This is a genomic window from Dactylosporangium sp. CA-139066, from assembly GCF_050936175.1.
Classification (GTDB): Bacteria; Actinomycetota; Actinomycetes; order Mycobacteriales; family Micromonosporaceae; genus Dactylosporangium.
In genome coordinates this window covers 1,145,820-1,164,978 of sequence record NZ_JBNJNH010000001.1, presented here as the reverse complement: position 1 = coordinate 1,164,978, position 19,159 = coordinate 1,145,820, and the positions used below count along the sequence as shown (strand labels likewise).

General features: G+C 70.8%; 16 protein-coding genes. 7 read left to right on the top strand and 9 right to left on the bottom strand.

What is annotated here, in order from left to right:
* Positions 1–471 precede the first annotated feature (471 nt).
* On the bottom strand, positions 472–2,106 hold the full coding sequence (locus ACQEVU_RS05555) for a CocE/NonD family hydrolase (RefSeq protein WP_433321429.1): 1,635 nt from the start codon (positions 2,104–2,106) through the stop codon (positions 472–474).
* A 682-nt stretch (positions 2,107–2,788) separates the two neighbouring features.
* Complete coding sequence (locus ACQEVU_RS05550; protein WP_433321427.1) at positions 2,789–3,892, bottom strand: DNA glycosylase AlkZ-like family protein; 1,104 nt, start codon at positions 3,890–3,892, stop codon at positions 2,789–2,791.
* Between the two features lie 46 nt (positions 3,893–3,938).
* On the opposite strand from ACQEVU_RS05550, the gene ACQEVU_RS05545 reads away from it, so the two are divergent.
* Positions 3,939–4,121 (top strand): hypothetical protein, encoded by a 183-nt coding sequence (locus ACQEVU_RS05545; protein ID WP_433321425.1) that lies wholly within the window; start codon positions 3,939–3,941, stop codon positions 4,119–4,121.
* On the opposite strand, the gene ACQEVU_RS05540 is transcribed toward ACQEVU_RS05545, so the two are convergent.
* Positions 4,118–4,330, bottom strand: coding sequence for a hypothetical protein (locus ACQEVU_RS05540; protein WP_433321423.1), 213 nt, complete (start codon positions 4,328–4,330; stop codon positions 4,118–4,120). The genes ACQEVU_RS05545 and ACQEVU_RS05540 overlap by 4 nt on opposite strands.
* Positions 4,331–4,416: 86 nt before the next feature.
* On the opposite strand from ACQEVU_RS05540, the gene ACQEVU_RS05535 reads away from it, so the two are divergent.
* On the top strand, positions 4,417–5,298 hold the full coding sequence (locus ACQEVU_RS05535; protein WP_433321421.1) for an MHYT domain-containing protein: 882 nt from the start codon (positions 4,417–4,419) through the stop codon (positions 5,296–5,298).
* A 4-nt stretch (positions 5,299–5,302) separates the two neighbouring features.
* Here the strand turns inward: ACQEVU_RS05535 and ACQEVU_RS05530 are convergent, their stop codons facing one another.
* On the bottom strand, positions 5,303–6,424 hold the full coding sequence (locus ACQEVU_RS05530; protein ID WP_433321420.1) for a LolA family protein: 1,122 nt from the start codon (positions 6,422–6,424) through the stop codon (positions 5,303–5,305).
* Between the two features lie 98 nt (positions 6,425–6,522).
* Between ACQEVU_RS05530 and ACQEVU_RS05525 the strand changes: the two genes are divergently transcribed.
* Positions 6,523–7,179, top strand: a complete 657-nt coding sequence (locus tag ACQEVU_RS05525; RefSeq protein WP_433321418.1) for a response regulator transcription factor — start codon at positions 6,523–6,525, stop codon at positions 7,177–7,179.
* Positions 7,176–8,522, top strand: a complete 1,347-nt coding sequence (locus ACQEVU_RS05520; protein ID WP_433321416.1) for a sensor histidine kinase — start codon at positions 7,176–7,178, stop codon at positions 8,520–8,522. The genes ACQEVU_RS05525 and ACQEVU_RS05520 overlap by 4 nt, the downstream gene beginning before the upstream one ends.
* Before the next feature lie 711 nt (positions 8,523–9,233).
* Here ACQEVU_RS05520 and ACQEVU_RS05515 read toward each other — a convergent pair.
* From ACQEVU_RS05515 to ACQEVU_RS05500, 4 genes are all read right to left on the bottom strand, one after another.
* On the bottom strand, positions 9,234–10,202 hold the full coding sequence (locus tag ACQEVU_RS05515; RefSeq protein WP_433321414.1) for a reverse transcriptase domain-containing protein: 969 nt from the start codon (positions 10,200–10,202) through the stop codon (positions 9,234–9,236).
* A 12-nt stretch (positions 10,203–10,214) separates the two neighbouring features.
* Positions 10,215–10,496 carry a hypothetical protein gene (locus ACQEVU_RS05510; protein WP_433321412.1) on the bottom strand — a complete coding sequence of 94 codons (282 nt, stop codon included), beginning with the start codon at positions 10,494–10,496 and terminating at the stop codon, positions 10,215–10,217.
* Positions 10,497–12,239: 1,743 nt separating this feature from the next.
* Positions 12,240–13,487: a DUF6745 domain-containing protein gene (locus tag ACQEVU_RS05505; RefSeq protein WP_433321410.1), complete on the bottom strand. Its 1,248-nt coding sequence runs from the start codon at positions 13,485–13,487 to the stop codon at positions 12,240–12,242.
* Positions 13,487–13,774: a hypothetical protein gene (locus ACQEVU_RS05500; protein WP_433321408.1), complete on the bottom strand. Its 288-nt coding sequence runs from the start codon at positions 13,772–13,774 to the stop codon at positions 13,487–13,489. The genes ACQEVU_RS05505 and ACQEVU_RS05500 overlap by 1 nt, the downstream gene beginning before the upstream one ends.
* Positions 13,775–14,151: 377 nt before the next feature.
* On the opposite strand from ACQEVU_RS05500, the gene ACQEVU_RS05495 reads away from it, so the two are divergent.
* Positions 14,152–15,168, top strand: coding sequence for a TerC family protein (locus tag ACQEVU_RS05495; protein ID WP_433321406.1), 1,017 nt, complete (start codon positions 14,152–14,154; stop codon positions 15,166–15,168).
* A gap of 82 nt (positions 15,169–15,250) precedes the next feature.
* Positions 15,251–16,243: a terpene synthase family protein gene (locus tag ACQEVU_RS05490; protein WP_433321405.1), complete on the top strand. Its 993-nt coding sequence runs from the start codon at positions 15,251–15,253 to the stop codon at positions 16,241–16,243.
* Between the two features lie 58 nt (positions 16,244–16,301).
* On the opposite strand, the gene typA is transcribed toward ACQEVU_RS05490, so the two are convergent.
* Positions 16,302–18,167: a translational GTPase TypA gene (gene typA, locus ACQEVU_RS05485; RefSeq protein WP_433321403.1), complete on the bottom strand. Its 1,866-nt coding sequence runs from the start codon at positions 18,165–18,167 to the stop codon at positions 16,302–16,304.
* Between the two features lie 133 nt (positions 18,168–18,300).
* On the opposite strand from typA, the gene ACQEVU_RS05480 reads away from it, so the two are divergent.
* Positions 18,301–19,158: a transglycosylase SLT domain-containing protein gene (locus tag ACQEVU_RS05480; RefSeq protein WP_433321401.1), complete on the top strand. Its 858-nt coding sequence runs from the start codon at positions 18,301–18,303 to the stop codon at positions 19,156–19,158.
* Position 19,159 lies beyond the last annotated feature (1 nt).

Below are 19,159 nucleotides of genomic sequence, written 5' to 3'. Positions count from 1 at the left end.
CGCACCTGGCATTGGTCCTAAGCCACAGGCGACATGCCTCCTGAGCTGCGGCGGCATGCGTCCAGGACCGCAAGCAGCATGCATCCAGAGCAGGAGACAGACGGGCGTTCGGAGCACAGGCGTGCGTTCAGAGCGGGAGACGGGCGTGCGTTTCGAGCCGGAGCCGGCATGCGTGCAGATTCGGCATCAACGACTGACCCGTGGCGCCCGCCAATACGCGCCGACGGCCCGAGAGCTGCACCCAGCGCTCTCCGTCGTCGACACTGTCACGTAACACTGATATATGACAGCGTTATATGACACAGTCATGGTGACAGCGTCGAGAACAAGGACGGCGGCGAATCCGACCCACGCGAAGGGCGCTTGGCGGAGATGGTTCGAGAGCGAACGCTGCTGGTGCGGGGGAACCCACGCATGCGCGGCGGCGTTCGTGACACTGTCAGCGTGGCAGTGTTCAGACCCGTGGCAGTGTCAGGGGGCCACGGGCAGGGTGATGGAGGACGGGGCGAGGATCTCCTGGCGTACCGGGCGGAGTTCCAGCTCGTGGCCGAATGGGGCGCCCGTGCCCGGGTTGCGAGAGAACCTCGGGTGGGCGCCGCCGCTGATCTGGACGCGGATTCGGTGGCCGGGCGGGAAGCGGTGGGCCGTAGGCCAGAGTTCCACGCGGACCGGGATCGACGGGTCGTGGTTCTCGTCGGCGCGCGCCAGGCCGTCGCAGACGTTCCAGGAGCGGCCCTGCTCGTCCACCTCGCACAGGCGGACGAAGACGTCGAAGTACGGCGACGGGGTGCCGTTTCGGGACGGGGTTGTCGCGCGGACGTAGATGTCGGCGTGGACCGGGCCGACCACGTCCAGCGGCTCGGTCAGCGGTGCCGAGGTGAACGTCAGGACGTCCGGGCGGGACTCCAGGGGGCGGTTGTCGCGGCGGCCGGCGATCTTGCCGACCAGGCGGGGGCCGCCTACGGCCGGGGTTGGGTCCTTCGGGTTGTAGACGAAGGAGTCCAAAGGCAAAGGTTCGTTCGCCGAGGGCTCTGACTGGGTCAGGTGGTTGGAAGGGTGGAGGTACCACTGCTGGGGGTGGCTCTTGGTCGGCGGCCAGTCGGGGAGCTCCAGCCAGCCGTTGGCGCCGCCGACGTGGACTCGGACCGGGTGGTCGCGGATGGTCTCCGGGCCGCCCGTGTGGGCGCGGAACCAGGCCACGGCCTCGGCGGCCGACTGCTGGAACAGGCCGGCGCTGCCGTGGTTCCAGGGGCCGATCGTCAGGTACGGCTGCTGGCCCGCGGCCCGTAACGCCATGTAGTCGGCCAGTTGCCACGGGAGAAAAATGTCGTACCAGCCGCCTATCATCAGGACCGGAGCGGTGACCTTCGGCAGGCGGTGGGTGTGGCCGCGCTGGGTCCAGTACGGGGACGTGGGGTCGGCCTCGGCTAGCCAGCGCTGGAAGAACTCGATTTCGTTGCCGACCGTGACACGGTCGGCCTCGGCCATCGGGACTCTGGCCAGGCCGCGCTGCAGGCGGGGTTGGCCGCGCAACAACTCCACGGCGTTGTTCAGGCGTGGGCCGCGCTGGGCCTCGAGCAGGGCGGACCACGTCAGGACGCTGTCCAGGGAGAAGGCGCCTCCGGCGTAGGTGGGTGGGCCGAAGTCGGAGGCGGTGACGATGGTGGCCATGGCCTTGAGCTCGTCGCCGGCCTCGGCGGCCAGGGCCCACTGGACGAAGCCGACGTAGCTGGGGCCGTAGGTGAGGAGGCGCCCGTCGTACCAGGGTTGACAGCGAAGCCAGTCGAGGGTGTCGAGGCCGTCCTCGCGTTCCTGGAGGAGGGGCTCGAAGGTGCCGCCGGAGTCGCCGGTGCCGCGGCAGGACTGCATGAGGACGTTGAAACCGCGCTGGGCCACCGCGCGGCAGAGGACGCTTGCGGGGGCGCCCCGGCCGTACGGGGTGCGGACCAGCACGGTGGGGAGGTCGGCGTCCAGAGCGGGGGCGTAGTGGTCGGCGCGGAGGATGGCGCCGTCGCGCATCCGGACCGGAATGGTGCGCGTCACCCTGACCCGGGCGGTGAGCGCGGGGGGCAGCTTGAGCAGGCGGCCGACCGGATCTAGCCTCATGCGTTCCGAGCCTAGCGCCCGGGGTTCGGAGGCGATCGGCGCCGGAGATCACGCGCGCGCAACGACGACCGCGCTGCAGAAGCGGCGGCACCGCACCTCGCGGAGGGCGGGATCGCACCACAACCGCCACCGCACCGCAGGCGACACGGCACGGGTGGCACCGCACCGCAGGCGACACCGCACGGGCGATACGGCCCGGGTGGCACCGCACCGCAGGCGACACGGCACGGGTGGCACCGCACCGCAGGCGACACGGCACGGGCGGCACCACACCGCAGGCGACACGGCACGGGCGGCACCACACCGCAGGCGACACGGCACGGGCGGCACCACACCGCAGGCGACACGGCACGGGCGGCACCACACCGCAGGCGACACGGCACGGGCGGCACCACACCGCAGGCGACACGGCACGGGCGGCACCACACCGCAGGCGACACGGCACGGGCGGCACCACACCGCAGGCGACACGGCACGGGCGGCACCACACCGCAGGCGACACGGCACGGGCGGCACCACACCGCAGACACCACACCGAGGCGGCATGCACGGGAGTGACGCCGACCGCCCTCACGGTGAAGACGGGCGCACGAAAGGCGCGACGCACGAGAAGGGCGGCGCGCGAGGATGAGCTCGTCCGGGAGAGACCGCCGGCGGCGGCTGAAGTCGACGGGCGGCAGTGTCAAGACAGGCCGAGTACGTCCGCCGATAGGAGGGAACGGGCCGCGGCGACCGTCTGGGCCTCCGACTCCAGGTCGCGGCGGGTCTCGGCGGACAGCGGCAGCCAAGGCGTGACCGTGAGTTCCAGGCGCTTGCGGGCCACCCGGGCGCGCCAGGTGCCGGCGATCTCGCCGTCCAGCAGTACCACGCCCGGGTTGCCCAGGATGCGCCAGACCTCTTTCGACTGGGACTTGTCCGGGACGAGGACCGCGCGGTCCCGAGCCTGCAGGAACGGGTCGGACGGTGGCAGCAGGCGCACGCCGCGGATCGGCCGGGCCGACCGTAACGCGTCGAGGTCGTCGGCGGGAAGCCACGCCCGGCGGCCGTCCACCGAGACCTCCGCCAGGTCGGACGGCCAGGCGGGCTTCAGCGAGCCGGCCGTGGTGCCCAGGTACTTGGCCACGTCGCCGATGGTGGCCGGGCCGAGGAGGTGGAGGTAGGTGCGGACGAGTCGTGACGTACCGGACGAGGATGACGGGATCGGCGGTCTCGGGGTGGCGGGGATCAGGACGGTCTTCGCGGCGTCCTCGTCCAGCGCCACGCCGCCGGCCAGGGCCGCCTGCTGGAACAGGCCGCCGGAGATGTGGCGGGCGGCGCAGGGGCGGCAGTCGTACGTCAGCTCGGGCGGGACCCGGTCGCTCACCGCGCGGCTGACCTCGCCCTTCGCCGTCGGGGCCCGCACGACCGACTGCAGGGCGGCGGCAGTGACGCGGAACGCCTCGATGCCGAGGGCGCCGGCGGCCGGCGTGAGCTGGCCGGTGGCGAAGCGGGCGGCGGCGTCGGCGTCGTCGAGCGGCCACAGGGCGGCGGCCAGCGCGGGCAGGTCGGCCGGGCGGTGCAGGTGCGGGGCGCCGCGGGTGGTCCAGGCCAGGGCCAGCGCGCCGCCGAGCGGGTCGGTGCAGCGGGCCGCGAGGGCCTGGCGCGCGGTGCCGGCGGGGACGTTGGGTACGCCGAGGTCGAGGACGGCGAGCGGGTCGGGGGCGCCGTCCAGGCGCTCACGCAGGCCGTTGGCGATGGTTCGGTACGCCAGGACCTGGCCCCGGCCGACCTGCGGCGCGCTGCTCATCCCGACATTCTTGCCGGAGGCGGTGCGGCGGGTGCACTATCCGAGCATGGCCGAGGAGCCCTTCACCGACACGGAGCTCGCGTTCCTGCGTCACGCCCGGTTCGGTGAGCTGCCGGAGCGGGTCCGGCCGGAGGACCGGGTGGAGCTGGCCGAGACCGATCCGCCGCGGGCGCCGGACGACCTCGGGATCGATCCGGATCAGCAGCGGGCGATCAACGCCGGGCACTAGATCGCGTGGCGGGAGCCGTCGGGGTCGGGCATCTGGGTCATGTCGGGCGGGGTTGTCGCGGCCTCCGGCGGGGTCTCGCCGGGGGGTGCCCACTCGGATGCGCGCTCGGCCTCCAGGGCCTCGTCGGTCTCGCCGTCGGTGGCTCGGCCGGCGGCGCCGGAGCCGATGGTGGAGTGCCTGGCGACGTACTCGTCGGATTCGGTTGCCATGCGGATCGGCTACCCGGGGGCGCAGCGGACAAACCCGCACACGCTGTCCGACCGGCGGGGCGCGCGGCCTGGCTGAATCGAACCCTGTGACCGCGGTTGAGCAATTCGCCTATGGCTGGATCACGCCGGCGCTGGCGTTCGCCCTGTCCCTGCTCGGGTGCCTGCTGGGCACGTTCCTGACCAGCCGGTCGCGGGCGTCCACCGGCGGCAGCCGGGCCCGCTGGCTGACAGTGTCCGCGCTGGGCATCGGCGGGGCCGGCACGTGGGTGGCGCACTTCATGGCGATGCTGGGCGTCGACGTGCCGCGGACCGTGGTGCGGTACGACATTCTCACGACCGCCCTCGGGTTCGGCATCGCCGTCGTCGTCTACTGCCTTGGGCTGTACATCGTGGGCTTCGGGCGGCCGAGCACCTGGAAGATCCTCCCGGCGGGGGTGCTGACCGGGATCGGGGTGACCGCGGTGTACGCCACGGGGCCGCTGTCGATGCGGGCGGCGGGCACGATCGCGTACGACTCCCGGACGCTGCTGGCGGCGGCCTGTGCGGCGATCATCGGCTCGGCGGTGACGCTGTGGTGCGCGTGCGTGGTGCGCGGCAACGCGGCGATGCTGTGCGCGTCGGTGATCATGGCGGTCGCGGTGTGCTGTACGCACTACACGGTGATGGCGGCGGTCCGGGTCGAGCCGGCCGCGGGGGTCGCGATCGCCGCGCCGGTGCCGGGGGTGTCGCTGTTCGCGATGCTCACGCCGGTCTGTGTGCTCGCCTGCGTGCTGCTGTCGGTGCTCGCGTACAGCACCGTCGGCTTCTCGGTGCGCCAGGACACCGCGGACGAGGAGGCGCTGCTGCGCCGGGCCCGCGACATGTACTCCGTCGCCACCCTCGCCCGGGCCGCCGAGCACCGCCGGGTGCAGAAGGAGAAGGACAAGGAACGGGACCGTGGCGTGGCCACGGTCCCGTCCAGGTCCTAGCGCGTTACTTGAGTGCGGCGGCCGGGTCCGCGGCCACCTGGGCGAGCTTCTCCGGCGTGACCGAGCCGATGAGCACCCGGCCGTCGTCGGTGAACAGGACGCTCACCAGCTTGCTGTTGAACGTGCGCCCGCCGTTGCCGGCCGGCAGCTGACCGATCGCGTCCTGCGCCTTCTTCGCCTCGTCCGAGTTGGCGCCGGAGCCGGCACCCGAGTTGCGGATGACGAAGACCGACGTCCACCCGGTACCGATGACGGCCGTCTTGGGCTTGTCGGCGGCGTTGCCGTCGTGCTGCTGCGCCTTGCCCTGCTGCTCCTGGGCGAGCTTCGCCGGGTCCCCCTCGGTGACCTTGGTCCCCGCCGGCGGGTTGAACGTGAACTCGGCGTCGTCCGGGCGGGCGAAGCTCACCGAGGTGAAGCCGACCTCGAACGCCGCGTTCGACGTGCCGCGGGGCAGGACCTGCACCCGCAGCGGCACCTTCTCCTGCGCGTCGATCGCCAGGCGGACCTCACCGACCAGCGAGGACGTGTCGCGCGGGCGCAGCACGAGCTCGTAGGCGTTGCGGCCGGCGATCTTCGCCGAGTTGCCCGTCGTGACCTGCGTGGTCGGGTCGATCGCCTTCAGCGCCAGGTCGGCGGCCTCCTGCGGCGACTTCGGCAGGTCGGACGGGGACGGGTTGACGCCGGGGTGCTCAGCACCGGCGTCGCCCTTGAAGTGCTGGGCCTCCTTCGCCTGGCTGTCCCAGAGCCAGGTGTCGGTGCCGTTGTGGATGACGTCGCTCTGGCCCTGCGTGCCGAGCAGCGAGACGCGGGCCTTGTCGGGGCCCGAGTACCACACGCGCAGGGTGTGCTTGCCGGACACCAGCGACGTGAGCTTGGCGCTCTGGTCGCCGGTCAGCAGCGGGATCGCCGGCAGGCCGAGATCGGCGTGCTCGACCACCGTGCCGGACAGCCCGTCGAGACGGGCGGTCTGCAGATCGACCAGCAGCTGTGCGGCGGTGCGCGGCGGCAGGTCGGGTTCGGCGGCGACGGCGAGGGTCTTCGCTGCCACGCCAGCACCGACCACAGCGACCGCAGCTGCCGCGGGCACCGCCCACCGAAGGACGGGTCGTGACGTGAAGTTGGACATTGGGTACACCTCCTGCCGACCATGTTGCTCGGGGCCTGCTGTGACATCGCTGAGACTGCCTGTGCCGCGGCACAGCCCAGCGTGCCACGCTGTACGGCGTGCGGCTGCTGGTGGTTGAGGACGAGATGCGGATGGCGAACGCGCTGCAGCGCGGGTTGCAGGCCGAGGGGTTCGCGGTCGACGTGGCCGGCGACGGCCCGAACGGCCTGGAGATGGCCCGCCACGGCGGCTACGACGCCGTGATCCTGGACATCATGCTGCCCGGATTGTCCGGGTACCGCGTGGTGCAGACGCTGCGCGCCGAGAAGAACTGGGTGCCGGTGCTCATGCTCTCGGCCAAGGACGGCGAGTACGACCAGGCCGACGGGCTCGACTGCGGCGCCGACGACTACCTGACCAAGCCGTTCTCGTACGTCGTGCTGGTCGCCCGGCTGCGCGCCCTGCTGCGCCGCGGCGCGCCGGAGCGGCCCAGCGTGCTCACGGTCGGCGAGCTGACCCTGGACCCGGCCCGCCGGCGGGTCACCAGCGCCGGCGACGAGATCGTGCTGACCGCCCGGGAATATGCGCTGCTGGAGTACCTCATGCGGCGCCCCGGCCAGGTGGTGTCCAAGACCGAGCTGCTCGACCACGTGTGGGACGCCAGCGTCGACACCGCGCCCAACGCCGTCGAGGTCTACGTCGGCTACCTGCGCCGCAAGCTGGGCCGCGACCTGCTCGAGACCGTCCGCGGCGCCGGATACCGGCTGCGCACATGAAGTGGTGGGCGTCACTCTCGCTGCGCGGCCGCCTCGTCCTGCTCGGCACCAGCGGCCTCATCGTCGGCCTCACCATCGCCGGCGTGGCCATGGCGACCGCGATGACGTACAGCTTCCGCGGCGCCCTCGACCGCGCCGCCGACAGCACCGTGACGGAGATCTCGTCGCTGCTCGCCGAGGGCAGCCTGCCCGAGCCGCTGCCGGCGCCCTCCAACCAGATCGTGCAGATCCTGGACGCCAAGCAGCGAAGCGTCATCGCCGGCGACCAGGGTGCCGATCTGCTGGTACCCCTCCTGCGCGGCGACGAGGTCGACCGTGCCCTGCGCGGTGAACGCATCGAGGTCCCCGGCGACCGGGCCCTGCAGCCCGACACCCTGCGGGTCACCGCCCACCAGGTCCCCGACGGCCGGATCATCCTGGTCGGCATGCCGCTCGGCGACTACCACCGCAGCCTGGCGCTGCTCAACAACGCGCTGTGGGTGACGTACCCCGCGCTGGTCCTCGTCCTGGTCGTGATCGCCTGGCGGGTCGTCGGCGCGGCCCTGTCCCCCGTCGACCGCCTGCGCAGCGGCGCCGAGCGCATCACGGGCGCCGCGACCGACGAGCGCCTGCCGGTCCCGCCGTCCAGCGACGAGATCCAGCGCCTCGCGATCACGCTCAACCACATGCTCGACCGCCTGGCCGTCTCCCGCGCCCGCCAGCGCACCTTCATCGCCGACGCCGCCCACGAGCTGCGCAGCCCTCTGGCCTCGATCCGCATCCAGATCGAGGTCGCCCAGAAGCTCGGCGACTGGGCCGCGGTCTCCGACGACGTCATCGCCGACCTGGACCGCCTGACCCGCCTCGTCGACGACCTCCTCCTGCTGGCCCGCGCCGACGCCTCCGACCCGCGCCGCGCGGCCCTGGAGCCCGTGGAGCTGCGCACGCTGCTGTCGTCGGTCGCCAAGCGGTACGACACCGTCACCGTCGCCCCCGGCGAGCCCCTGTGGACGGAGGGCGACCCGGACGCCCTGCTGCGCGTCGTGCTCAACCTCGTCGACAACGGCGTCCGCCACGCCCGCACGAAGGTGGTCGTGGCGGCCGTCCCCGAGGGCCAGTCGGAGGTCCTGCTGACGGTGACCGACGACGGCGAGGGCATCCCCGCCCCGCTGCGCGAGCGCGTCTTCGACCGCTTCGCCCGCCTGGACGACGGCCGCGCCCGCGACGCCGGCGGCAGCGGCCTGGGCCTGGCGATCGTCCGCGAACTGGTACGCCGCCACGGCGGCACCGCCCGCCTGACCGACGCCCGCCCGGGCGTGCGCGCCGAGATCCGCCTCCCCCGCCTCCCCGACAGCACCATGTGACGCCCACACGCGGACCCGGCGGCACCGCCCGCCTGACCGACGCCCGCCCCGGGCATGCGCGCCGAGATCCGCCTCCCTGACAGCACCATGTGACGCCCCCCACGCCTGGACCACCGAATGACGACCCGCGCGGACCCGGCGGCGGCAGACGGTCTGCAAGGCATAACGGTGGGCAGCGGCGGACCTGGACCACGCTTATTCGTTGCAGCGGGCGCGCCAGCGCCCGCCACTATCGGCCGAGCGTCGTTTGTCAGCCCCTCGTCCAAGTGAATCTGCGGTTGTGGCCACGACGGCGCTGGCATCCCGGCGGTGCGCTGCGGTGCTCACCGCAGCGCACCGCCGCCGGGTTGCTTCAGGCCGTTGTGTCAAGACCGCTGGTGCACTCGGACGGGGGGCTGGCAGACGACGCTCGGCCGATGGTTTGCGGGCGCTGGCGCGCCCGCTGTAACGGATAAGCGTGGTCCGGGTTCGGGGTGCTTGCGGTTATGCCTTACAGACCGTCTGCCGCCGGCGGGTCCGCGCGGGTCATCATTCGGTGGTCCAGGGCGTGGGTGCGCTATTTGAAAATGATGCTGGCGTTCGGGGCGGTGAGGGGCGGGAGGGGTTTGGGAGAATGTATGCATGGGGTCGAGTAGCCGGGGGCATTTCAGCCCCCGGCTCTCACAGAACCGTACGTAACGATCTCTCGTTATACGGCTCTTGTTGCCCTGGTCACCAGACCGCGGGAACGGTGTTCACCCAAGCCCAGTGGGCGAAGAACCGGGGCCTTGTGGTGACGGCTCGGGTCCAGGCTTCCTGTGCTCTCTTTCGTTCGCGCAGCCGTTTGTGCTTCTTGCGGAGCCAGCGCATCACGTAGGCGTTGATACGCGTCAGGAGGGGATACAGCGCTGAACGGTAGAAGGCGCCGTAGTACTGCATCCAGCCTCGCACCTTGGGGTTGACCCATGCTGCGAGGTCCGTTTCGGAGATCTGGGTGTGCCGATGCAGCCGCCAGGACCGCACCTGACGACTGATCCTCTTCAAGGCGTCGCTGCTGATCGCCGGGTTGAACCCGGTGAACCGCTTGCCGGTCTTGGGCCGTACTTCCCGACCTCGGAACGTGTACCCGAGGAACGTGAACGCGGTGTGCTCGTAGGAGCCGCGCCGGTTGCTGTCCTTGCAGTACACGATCCTGGTCTTGTCCGGATGCAGTTCCAAGCCGACCTCACGCATCCGTTCCTGCAGCGCCGCCAGCACATGCCGTGCCTGAGCCTGGCTGACGCAGTGCACTACCGCGTCGTCCACATAGCGTTCGAAGGTGACGCCGGGGAACTGCCGGGCCATCCAGATGTCGAACGCATAGTGCAGGACCATATTCGCCAGCACAGGTGAGACCGCGGACCCCTGTGGAGTTCCCCGGTCTCTGGCTTGCAACGACCCGTCGGGTAGTGCCAGCGGTGCATGCAACCACCGTTTGACATACAGCACCACCCACGGCAGGTCGGTGTTCGCCTCGACAGCCTTGACAACCAGGTCCCACGGCACGCTGTCGAAGAACTTGCGGATGTCCAGATCGATCACCCAGTCCGTCTTCCAGCACCGTGTCCGGCAGGTAGCCACGGCGTCGAGTGCGGAGCGCCCTGGCCGATAGCCATAGGAATCCGGGTGGAAGACCCGTTCGACCTTCCGCTCCAACTCCATAGCCACAACCGTCTACGCGACGCGATCCGACACGGCCGGCACGCCAAGGATTCTCGTGCCGCCCCCATGCGCCTTTTCGATCTCCACCGCACGCACCGGTGGTGGGAAGTACGACCCCGAGGACATCCGATTCCAGATCTTGTACAGGTTGTTCTTCAGATCCGCCTCGAACTGCTCGATCGTCTGTCCGTCCACACCGGGCGCGCCCTTGTTCGCCTTGACCTTCTCCCACGCCTCCCAGACTGCCCGCTTCGAAATCTGAAACGGCTTGTCTGCTGCTTTCAGCTCGCCCACGCGACTCCTTCCGGAGAACATCCGGTTGATCGGACAGACCAGCCACGGACAACCCGGCCCCTTCGCTCCAGCCCCATTACAGGGCCCTCACCACTACTACGGGCCGGTCCGCCAGCGCACCCGGCATCGGTACTCGATCCCTTACGGTGTCGCCGCTTGGGACACTCCCTCTCCCCTGCCCGCACGAGCACGGCGTATCCGGGCACGCCTTCTCCTGTTCCACACGGAAGCCGCAGACCAGGCTCACGTCGTCTCCATGCCGGACACCGCCTGGCCAGAAAGCGGCACACCCGCCAGGCTCATCCCGGGATCAGCTGCACACCCCGGTTTCGATGTCGTCTGTAATTGTTTCGACACGTCAGCAACGATTCACTTACGTTCGTCTTCCTGATCCCTACCTGACACCTCTCGGGCGCCTTTTCCTCATCGCTCACCACGACGGTCTTCAGCCAACGCAGCATGAGGTGGTTTGAAGCCTCCCGCCGCCGGGCGACTCCGAAGGGCCAACAACCTTCATCTTCCGTGCAGCACCGCTTCCAAAGCTCGACCTACCGAACCTCCTCCACGTTCAGGACACACGCAGCTGCAGTTGTTTTCGAAGAGCGAAGTGGCTGCCATGCGGGATCGGACCAGGGCGCGGAATTATTCTCCCAGGAATGAGCAGTTCCGCCGGGAGCATGCGCGGCATCGGGATTGGGGGCTTGTGCGGCGGCATGCGGAGAAGCTGCGCCGCCTGAGGGCCCACACGGCGGCGGTGACTGCGCCTGACGGGCAGCGGCCAGGCTCGATGGCGGAGCCGGTGCAGGGCCCGATCCCACCCGCGCCTACCGCGGTTCCCGAGCAGGTGACGCCTCCAGCGCGGGCTGCGACCTCCGAGCAGCTGACGCCTCCCACGCAGGCTGCGACCTCCGAGCAGCTGACGCCTCCCACGCAGGCTGCGACCTCCGAGCAGCTGACGCCTCCCACGCAGGCTGCGACCTCCGAGCAGCTGACGCCTCCCACGCAGGCTGCGACCTCCGAGCAGCTGACGCCTCCCACGCAGGCTGCGACCTCCGAGCAGCTGACGCCTCCCACGCAGGCTGCGACCTCCGAGCAGCTGACGCCTCCCACGCAGGCTGCGACCTCCGAGCAGCTGACGCCTCCCACGCAGGCTGCGACCTCCGAGCAGCTGACGCCTCCCACGCAGGCTGCGACCTCCGAGCAGCTGACGCCTCCCACGCAGGCTGCGACCTCCGAGCAGCTGACGCCTCCCACGCAGGCTGCGACCTCCGAGCAGCTGACGCCTCCCACGCAGGCTGCGACCTCCGAGCAGCTGACGCCTCCCACGCAGGCTGCGACCTCCGAGCAGCTGACGCCTCCCACGCAGGCTGCGACCTCCGAGCAGCTGACGCCTCCCACGCAGGCTGCGACCTCCGAGCAGCTGACGCCTCCCACGCAGGCTGCGACCTCCGAGCAGCTGACGCCTCCCACGCAGGCTGCGACCTCCGAGCAGCTGATGCCTCCCGCGCAGGCTGCGGCTTCTGAGCAGATTGCGGTTGCTGGAGAGTCGGACAGTTTGCGGTCGGCACCGGCTCGTGGGTGCCGTTCACGGTGCCGTTCTGCACGTCGATCACGAGCAGCGCGGTGTTGGGGCGGTCGGGCAGGGTCGTCATGGCGCCTCCTGAGCTGGTCGCCGGATGGATGTCAGGGCTCGTCGGCGGGGCGGCAGGGAACAACTATTGTCCGCCGCTCCGTCGCGACGGGTCAGGTTTCGATCAGGGGGCGGTACTCGGCCTCGGTCAGTCCGAAGGTCCAGGCCACGCCCGCGCGGGCCGACGTGGTGTCCGGCGGGACGCGCAGCCAGTAGACGCGGCTGGTGCCGTCGGGCTCCGGGGTGCTGTTGACGACCTCGACCATGGTCAGCGGCTCGTCGTCGTTGAAGTGCAGGCGCCACAGGATGCCGCACTCGTCCTGCGAGACCTTGCGGGCGCCGGCCTCGCGCAGGTAGCGCTCGTAGCCGAAGTGCTCCAGCATCACGCGGCGCAGCTCCGCGTTGCGCTCGGCGGCGATCTCCTGGTGCGTGAGATGGGCCAGGCGGTGGACGAGGTCGGACGGGATCGGCATGCCGCGCCAGGCGTGCAGCGCATAGCCGTCGCTGAAGTGCAGGGCGGGGGCGTCGGCGGCGTGCAGGCGCCCGATGTTGTCGCGGTGCAGCGCGTCGGGGCGGTCGGTGAGGATCGCGACGTTGGCATAGGGCCACCACCAGGAGGCGGAGCGGGCCACACCGGCCAGGCCGGCGAGGGGCTGCACCGCGTGCAGCACGGCGTCGGCGGCCCCGGCCGCGGTCGCCGCCCAGGCGACGCCGACCGGCCCGGCGGTGAAGTCGGGGCCGGGCGCCGGCTGTGCCGCGGCAGGGGCGGCCGCGGGCTGCGGGAAGGCGGCGTCGAACGCCGCGAGCCAGCCGGCGTCGTGCTGGCCGCCGACGGCGTCGAGCAGCACCGCCCGGGCATGGACGGGCAGCTCGCCGCGCAGGTGGTTGCGCAGGGGCGTGGCGATGCGGTCGTTGACCAGCCGCCACACCTCGGCGCCGCAGGCCGACCACAGGGCGGCCCAGCCGTCGGGGCCGAGCAGGTCGTGCGCCTCGGACCGGGCCGCGGCCCACGGGGCCGTGCGCACGGCGTTGCGCATCGACGGGCCGGCGCTGCCGATCACCGGCGGGCAGCCCTGCGCCCGCAGGTCGGCGGCGACCGCCTCGTCGGCCGGGTCGGGGGCGGCGCCGGGCAGGTCGCGGCGGCCGGTGAGCAGGGCGGCCGCCCGGGCGCCGGCCAGCGGCGAGGCGAACCACACGATGTGGCGCGGCTCGGGCAGGCCGGCCGAGCGGTAGGCCAGGCGGACCGCCTCGCGGGCGGCCGCCCGGTCGGCGGGGGCGGTGGACAGGCCGGCGGCGAGCCACTTCGCGGAGACGGCGCCGAGGGCGGCGGCCCGCGACTCGGCGGCGGCGGGGGTCGCCATCAGTCGGCCACGTAACGGAAGGCGCCGGGCACGTATTCGCGCTGGCGGATGATCCGGTAGGACCCGGCGGGCACGGTGATCGTGCCGTGCTCCTCGTGGACGACCCGCGCCCGTGTGACGATTTTCACGAAGAGGCGGTCGATGTCGTCGCGGTCGGCGAGCAGGACCGCGTCCGGCCCGACGATCACGTGGGCGTGGCCGGTGGCCTCGCCGCGGGCCAGGACCATGCGGCCGGCCCGGTCGCGGGGCGCCGGGACCGCGGTCGCGGGCACCTCCGACGTTGACACGGGCACCAACAGAACGTCTCCTTGCCGATACACGATCGTCACTCCCCTCGACGGCCCGGCATGAGTGAGCGTGGAAAGAACGCCCCGGTCATCCCGGATGAGCAGCACGATAGACGGGGGGTACGACATTTTTTCGGCCCCGCGCGCCTGGACGTGGCGGCCTGGTGGACAATGGTTGACGAGCAACAGGAGGGGAGTATTCCCCAGCGGCGGTCGTCGTCAGCACGGTGCCCACGTTCGGCGTGGGGCTCACACCCGGCGCCGTCGGTCACCCGGCGTCAGTGGGTGACGGAAGAGACCTCCGGTGTCAACTACACAGTCCGCGCGTCCCGGTGGGTCGGCGCGGCCTGTGGTGTGTCTACCGGAGGTTTCTGCACGTGGACGTTGCCGGCTGGATCTGGACAGCGACTCTCGTCGGTCTGGGCGCCATCCTCCTGTTCGATCTCGCCATCGTGGCCCGCCGCCCCCACGAGCCCTCCATCAGGGAGTCGACGATCTGGGTCGCGGTGTACGTCGGCCTCGCCCTCCTGTTCGGCCTGCTCGTGCTGGCCATGTGGGGCGGGAAGTACGCCGGGGAGTTCTACGCGGGCTGGCTGACCGAGTACAGCCTGTCGGTCGACAACCTGTTCGTCTTCGTGATCATCCTGTCGCGGTTCAAGGTGCCCCGGCAGTACCAGCAGAAGATCCTGCTGATCGGCATCGTGCTCGCGCTGATCATGCGCGGCGGGTTCATCGCGCTCGGCTCGGCCGCGCTCAGCCGGTTCTCGTGGGTCTTCTACATCTTCGCGGCGTTCCTGATCTACACCGCGATCAAGCTCGCGATGCAGGGCGAGAGCGACGAAGCCGACTTCAAGGAGAACCCGCTCATCCGCTGGTCGCGGCGCGTGCTGCCGATGACCCCGCAGTACCAGGAGTCGCGGCTCACCGCGCGTGACGAGCGCGGGCGCCTGCACATGACGCCGATGATCGTGGTGCTCATCGCGATCGGCACGACGGACCTCATCTTCGCGCTCGACTCGATCCCGGCGATCTTCGGCCTGACCGCCGAGCCGTACCTCGTGTTCACCGCGAACGTGTTCGCGCTGATGGGGCTGCGCCAGCTGTATTTCCTGATCGGGGGCCTGCTGGACCGGCTGGTGTACCTCTCGATCGGCCTCAGCGTCGTGCTCGGCTTCATCGGCGTGAAGCTGTTCCTGGAGGCTCTGGCGGACAACAGCCTGCCGTTCGTCAACGGCGGCAAGCACGTCTCGTGGGCCCCGCACATCGGCATCGAGCTGTCACTGGCCGTCATCATCGGCACCCTCGCCATCACGACCGTCGCCTCGCTGGTCAAGTCGCGGCACGACGCGCGTGCAGTGAGCGTACAACCGGACAAATCTCACAACGCGTCCTAATGCCTCGTGGGGACTCGCGCTGAGCGTCATTTGGCGCGAACATGAGGTACCCATGGCGGGGCGGTGATGCATCTTGCACGAAATGACACAGCGGGACCGACTGTCGGCCCCGGCCGTGCTGTGCCCGTTCGCGCCGCGGATCTCCCCGCACGCCGACGCGGTCCAGCGCTGGTCGCTGCAGTGGGCGATCCGGCACGGGCTGCTCGACCGCCCGGGCGCGCGCCAGGCGTTCGCCCGGGCCAAGTTCGCCAACCTGATGGCCCGGGCCCACCCGGACGCCGGCGAGACCGAGCTGCGCCTGGCCACGGCCTGGCTGATCAGCATCTTCGTGCTCGACGACCTGCTCGAGCGCTCGCTCGTGCGAGACCCCGAGCCGGCCCGCGCCGCCGTCGCCGAGGTGGTGCGCCTGCTGCGCGACCAGCAGCCGGCGCCGGTCCTGGTCACGGCGCTGGGCCGGCCGCTCGCGGGGGCGCTGGGCGAGGTCTGGCGGCGCACCGAGCCGCGCGTGGGGCCCGCGTGGCGGGAGCGGTTCGTCGGGCACGTCGCGGACTATTTGGCCGGCACGCTGTGGGAGGCCGGCAACCGGGCCGCGGACCGGCCGCCGCTGCTGCAGGAGTACCGCCGGATGCGCCACCAGAGCGCGGCCACCGACATGTTCTTCGACCTCATCGAGCCGATGCACGGCGTCGAGCTGCCGGTCGCGCTGCTGCGGGACCCGGACTTCGCCACCCTGCGGCGCACCGCCGGCACCGTCATCGGGATCTTCAACGACCTGATCTCGTGGCCGAAGGAGGCCGCGGTCGGCGACCACCACAACATCGTCTTCGCGCTGCAGCGCGAGCACCGGCTGTCGCTGGAGGAGGCGGTCGCGGCGGCCGTCGACGAGCACGACACGCACGTGATCGCCTTCCAGGTGGCCCGGGACCGGCTCGAGACGCGCCACTGGGACGACCGGCCGGCGATCATCGGGATCACCGACCTGGTGCACTGGGTCCGCGGAAACCTGGACTGGTCGCTCGAGTCCGGGCGCTACTCGCCCGAGGCCCTGCCGGAGCAACGACGCCGATCCGATTGATGTGGTACTTCCTGTGCTCGGCCAGGCACGGGAAGTACCACATCCGGCTCTGAAACGATCAGGCGTGCGCCCGCTTGCGCGCGACGCGCTCCCGGTCCTTCTGGTCCAGCATGACCTTTCGGATCCGAATGGCCTGCGGCGTGATCTCCACGCACTCGTCCTCCCGGCAGAACTCGAGGGCCTGCTCCAGGGACAGCTTGCGGGGCGGGATCAGCTTCTCCGTCTCGTCCGCGGCCGACGAGCGCATGTTCGTGAGCTTCTTCTCCTTGGTGATGTTGACGTCCATGTCGTCGGCGCGCGAGTTCTCGCCGACGATCATGCCCTCGTACACCTCGGTGGTGGGCTCGACGAACATCGAGCCGCGCTCCTGCAGGTTCATCATCGCGAACGGCGTCGCCACGCCCGAGCGGTCGGCGACGAGGGAGCCGGTCGCGCGGGTGCGCAGCTCCCCGTACCAGGGCTCGTAGGACTCGAAGACGTGGTGCAGGATGCCGGTGCCGCGGGTGTCGGTGAGGAACTCGGTGCGGAAGCCGATCAGGCCGCGGGCCGGGACCAGCCACTCCATGCGGATCCAGCCGGTGCCGTGGTTGACCATCTGCTCCATGCGGCCCTTGCGGGTGGCCAGCAGCTGCGTGATCGCGCCGAGGTACTCCTCCGGGGCGTCGATCGTGAGCCGCTCGGTCGGCTCGTAGATCTTGCCGTTGATCTCGCGGGTCACGACCTGCGGCTTACCGACGGTCAGCTCATAGCCCTCGCGGCGCATCTGCTCGACGAGGATCGCCAGGGCCAGCTCGCCACGGCCCTGCACCTCCCACGCGTCGGGGCGCTCGGTGGGCAGCACCCGCAGCGACACGTTGCCGACCAGCTCGCGCTCGAGGCGGTCCTTGACCAGCCGGGCGGTGACCTTGGCGCCCTTGACCTTGCCGGCCAGCGGCGAGGTGTTGGTGCCGATCGTCATCGAGATCGCCGGCTCGTCGACGGTGATGCGCGGCAGCGCGATCGGGTTGTCGGCGTCGGCGAGCGTGTCGCCGATCATGATCTCGGCGATGCCCGCGACGGCGATGATGTCGCCCGGCCCGGCCTGCTCGGCGGGCTTGCGCTCCAGCGCCTCGGTCATGAGCAGCTCGGAGATGCGGACGCTGGCCTGCGTGCCGTCCTCGCGGCACCACGCGACCGTCTGGCCCTTGCGGATCGTGCCCTGCCGGACCCGGCACAGCGCCAGGCGGCCGAGGAACGGGGAGGCGTCGAGGTTGGTGACGTGCGCCTGCAGGGGGGCGTCCTCGTCGTACGCCGGGGCGGGGATCGTGTCGAGCAGCGTCTGGAACAGCGGCTGGAGGCTGTCGCTGTCCTCCGGCACCGTGCCGTCCTTCGGCTGCGACAGGGAGGCGATGCCGTCGCGGGCGCAGGCGTAGACGATCGGGAAGTCGATCTGCTCCTCGTCGGCGTCGAGGTCGAGGAACAGCTCATACGTCTCGTCGACGACCTCCTTGATCCGCGCGTCGGGCCGGTCCACCTTGTTGATCACCAGGATGATCGGCAGCCGCGCCTTGAGCGCCTTGCGCAGCACGAACCGGGTCTGCGGCAGCGGCCCCTCACTGGCGTCGACCAGCAGCACCACCCCGTCGACCATGGTCAGGCCGCGCTCGACCTCGCCACCGAAGTCGGCGTGCCCGGGCGTGTCGATGATGTTGATCGTCACCGGGTCGCCGCCGTCGCCCGGGACATACCGGACGGCGGTGTTCTTCGCGAGAATGGTGATGCCCTTCTCGCGCTCGAGGTCCATGGAGTCCATGACCCGGTCGGTGAGCTCGGCACGGGCGTGGAACGCGCCGGCCTGCCGCAACATCGCGTCGACGAGGGTGGTCTTGCCGTGGTCGACGTGGGCGATGATGGCCACGTTGCGGAGGTCTGAGCGGGTCTGCATGCACCCATTGTTCCAGGCACCTCCGGACGGCAGCGCCCCGCTACGGGCGATGTGACCTGAGGCGCCGTGTCATCGATTTCCGGGCTTACGGGCGTCTCTTCATACAGCTAGCCTGTCCGGTACGGGGGTATCGATGAACGACGACTTCTATGAGGACGACGACACCGCAGAGCAGGAGCGACCGTCGCACAAGCGGCGCACCGGCACGATCTTCCTGTTCGCCGGCCTGGCCGTGGTCCTCGTCGGCTGCGGCGTGATCGTCAACCTGGCCCGCGGCGTCGACCGCGACGCCGCCGGGGCCGAGGCGACACGCTCCGCCCGGCCGTCCTCGCCGGCGCCGCTCGCGCTCGCCGAGACCACCACCTCGGCGCCGCCGCCCACCTCGGCGCCGCCGCCTCCTCCGATCGTCGAGGAGACCGTCGAGCCGCCGCCGGTCGAGCACACGACCAAGCCCGGCTGCGAGCCGAGCCGGGGCCCGAAGCAGCTCGACCACGCGACCGTGCGGAAGTACCTCGACACGGCCGCCGGCACCGCGTTCTGGGGCACCGCGACCAAGCCGGCGTACGCCGACATCCGGGTGCCGAAGCGCCTGCTGTACGCCATCGCCGAGCAGGAGAGCGGCTGGCAGTCCAGCATCAAGGCGTGCGACGGCGGCATCGGCATCATGCAGATCATGCCGACAACGCAGACGTTCGTGAACGGCCGCTTCGACAAGAAGTACGACTGCAACAAGCCGTCGGACAACGTGATGCTGGGCGGCAACTACCTGGCGTGGCTGATCGCGTACTACGGCGACCAGATCGCGGTGCAGCACAAGAAGACGACGGCGAACTACAGCACGAGCAACAACCTTGAGCTGCTGCGGCCGGTCATCTCCGCCTACAACTGGGGCACGGACGGCGTCACGGCCAACATGGGGACGTTCCCCAACCAGCAGTACGTCGACAACGTGCTCGAGCTCATGAACGGCAGCCACGCCGGCCTGTACTGAG

Excerpts from the sequence above, each read along its gene's own strand:
- ACQEVU_RS05555 (WP_433321429.1), bottom strand. The coding sequence starts at position 2,106 with ATGAGGCTAGATCCGGTCGGCCGCCTGCTCAAGCTGCCCCCCGCGCTC.
- ACQEVU_RS05550 (WP_433321427.1), bottom strand. The coding sequence starts at position 3,892 with ATGAGCAGCGCGCCGCAGGTCGGCCGGGGCCAGGTCCTGGCGTACCGA.
- ACQEVU_RS05545 (WP_433321425.1), top strand. The coding sequence starts at position 3,939 with ATGGCCGAGGAGCCCTTCACCGACACGGAGCTCGCGTTCCTGCGTCAC.
- ACQEVU_RS05540 (WP_433321423.1), bottom strand. The coding sequence starts at position 4,330 with ATGGCAACCGAATCCGACGAGTACGTCGCCAGGCACTCCACCATCGGC.
- ACQEVU_RS05530 (WP_433321420.1), bottom strand. The coding sequence starts at position 6,424 with ATGTCCAACTTCACGTCACGACCCGTCCTTCGGTGGGCGGTGCCCGCG.
- ACQEVU_RS05520 (WP_433321416.1), top strand. The coding sequence starts at position 7,176 with ATGAAGTGGTGGGCGTCACTCTCGCTGCGCGGCCGCCTCGTCCTGCTC.
- ACQEVU_RS05515 (WP_433321414.1), bottom strand. The coding sequence starts at position 10,202 with ATGGAGTTGGAGCGGAAGGTCGAACGGGTCTTCCACCCGGATTCCTAT.
- ACQEVU_RS05505 (WP_433321410.1), bottom strand. The coding sequence starts at position 13,487 with ATGGCGACCCCCGCCGCCGCCGAGTCGCGGGCCGCCGCCCTCGGCGCC.
- ACQEVU_RS05490 (WP_433321405.1), top strand. The coding sequence starts at position 15,251 with ATGACACAGCGGGACCGACTGTCGGCCCCGGCCGTGCTGTGCCCGTTC.
- typA (WP_433321403.1), bottom strand. The coding sequence starts at position 18,167 with ATGCAGACCCGCTCAGACCTCCGCAACGTGGCCATCATCGCCCACGTC.
- ACQEVU_RS05480 (WP_433321401.1), top strand. The coding sequence starts at position 18,301 with ATGAACGACGACTTCTATGAGGACGACGACACCGCAGAGCAGGAGCGA.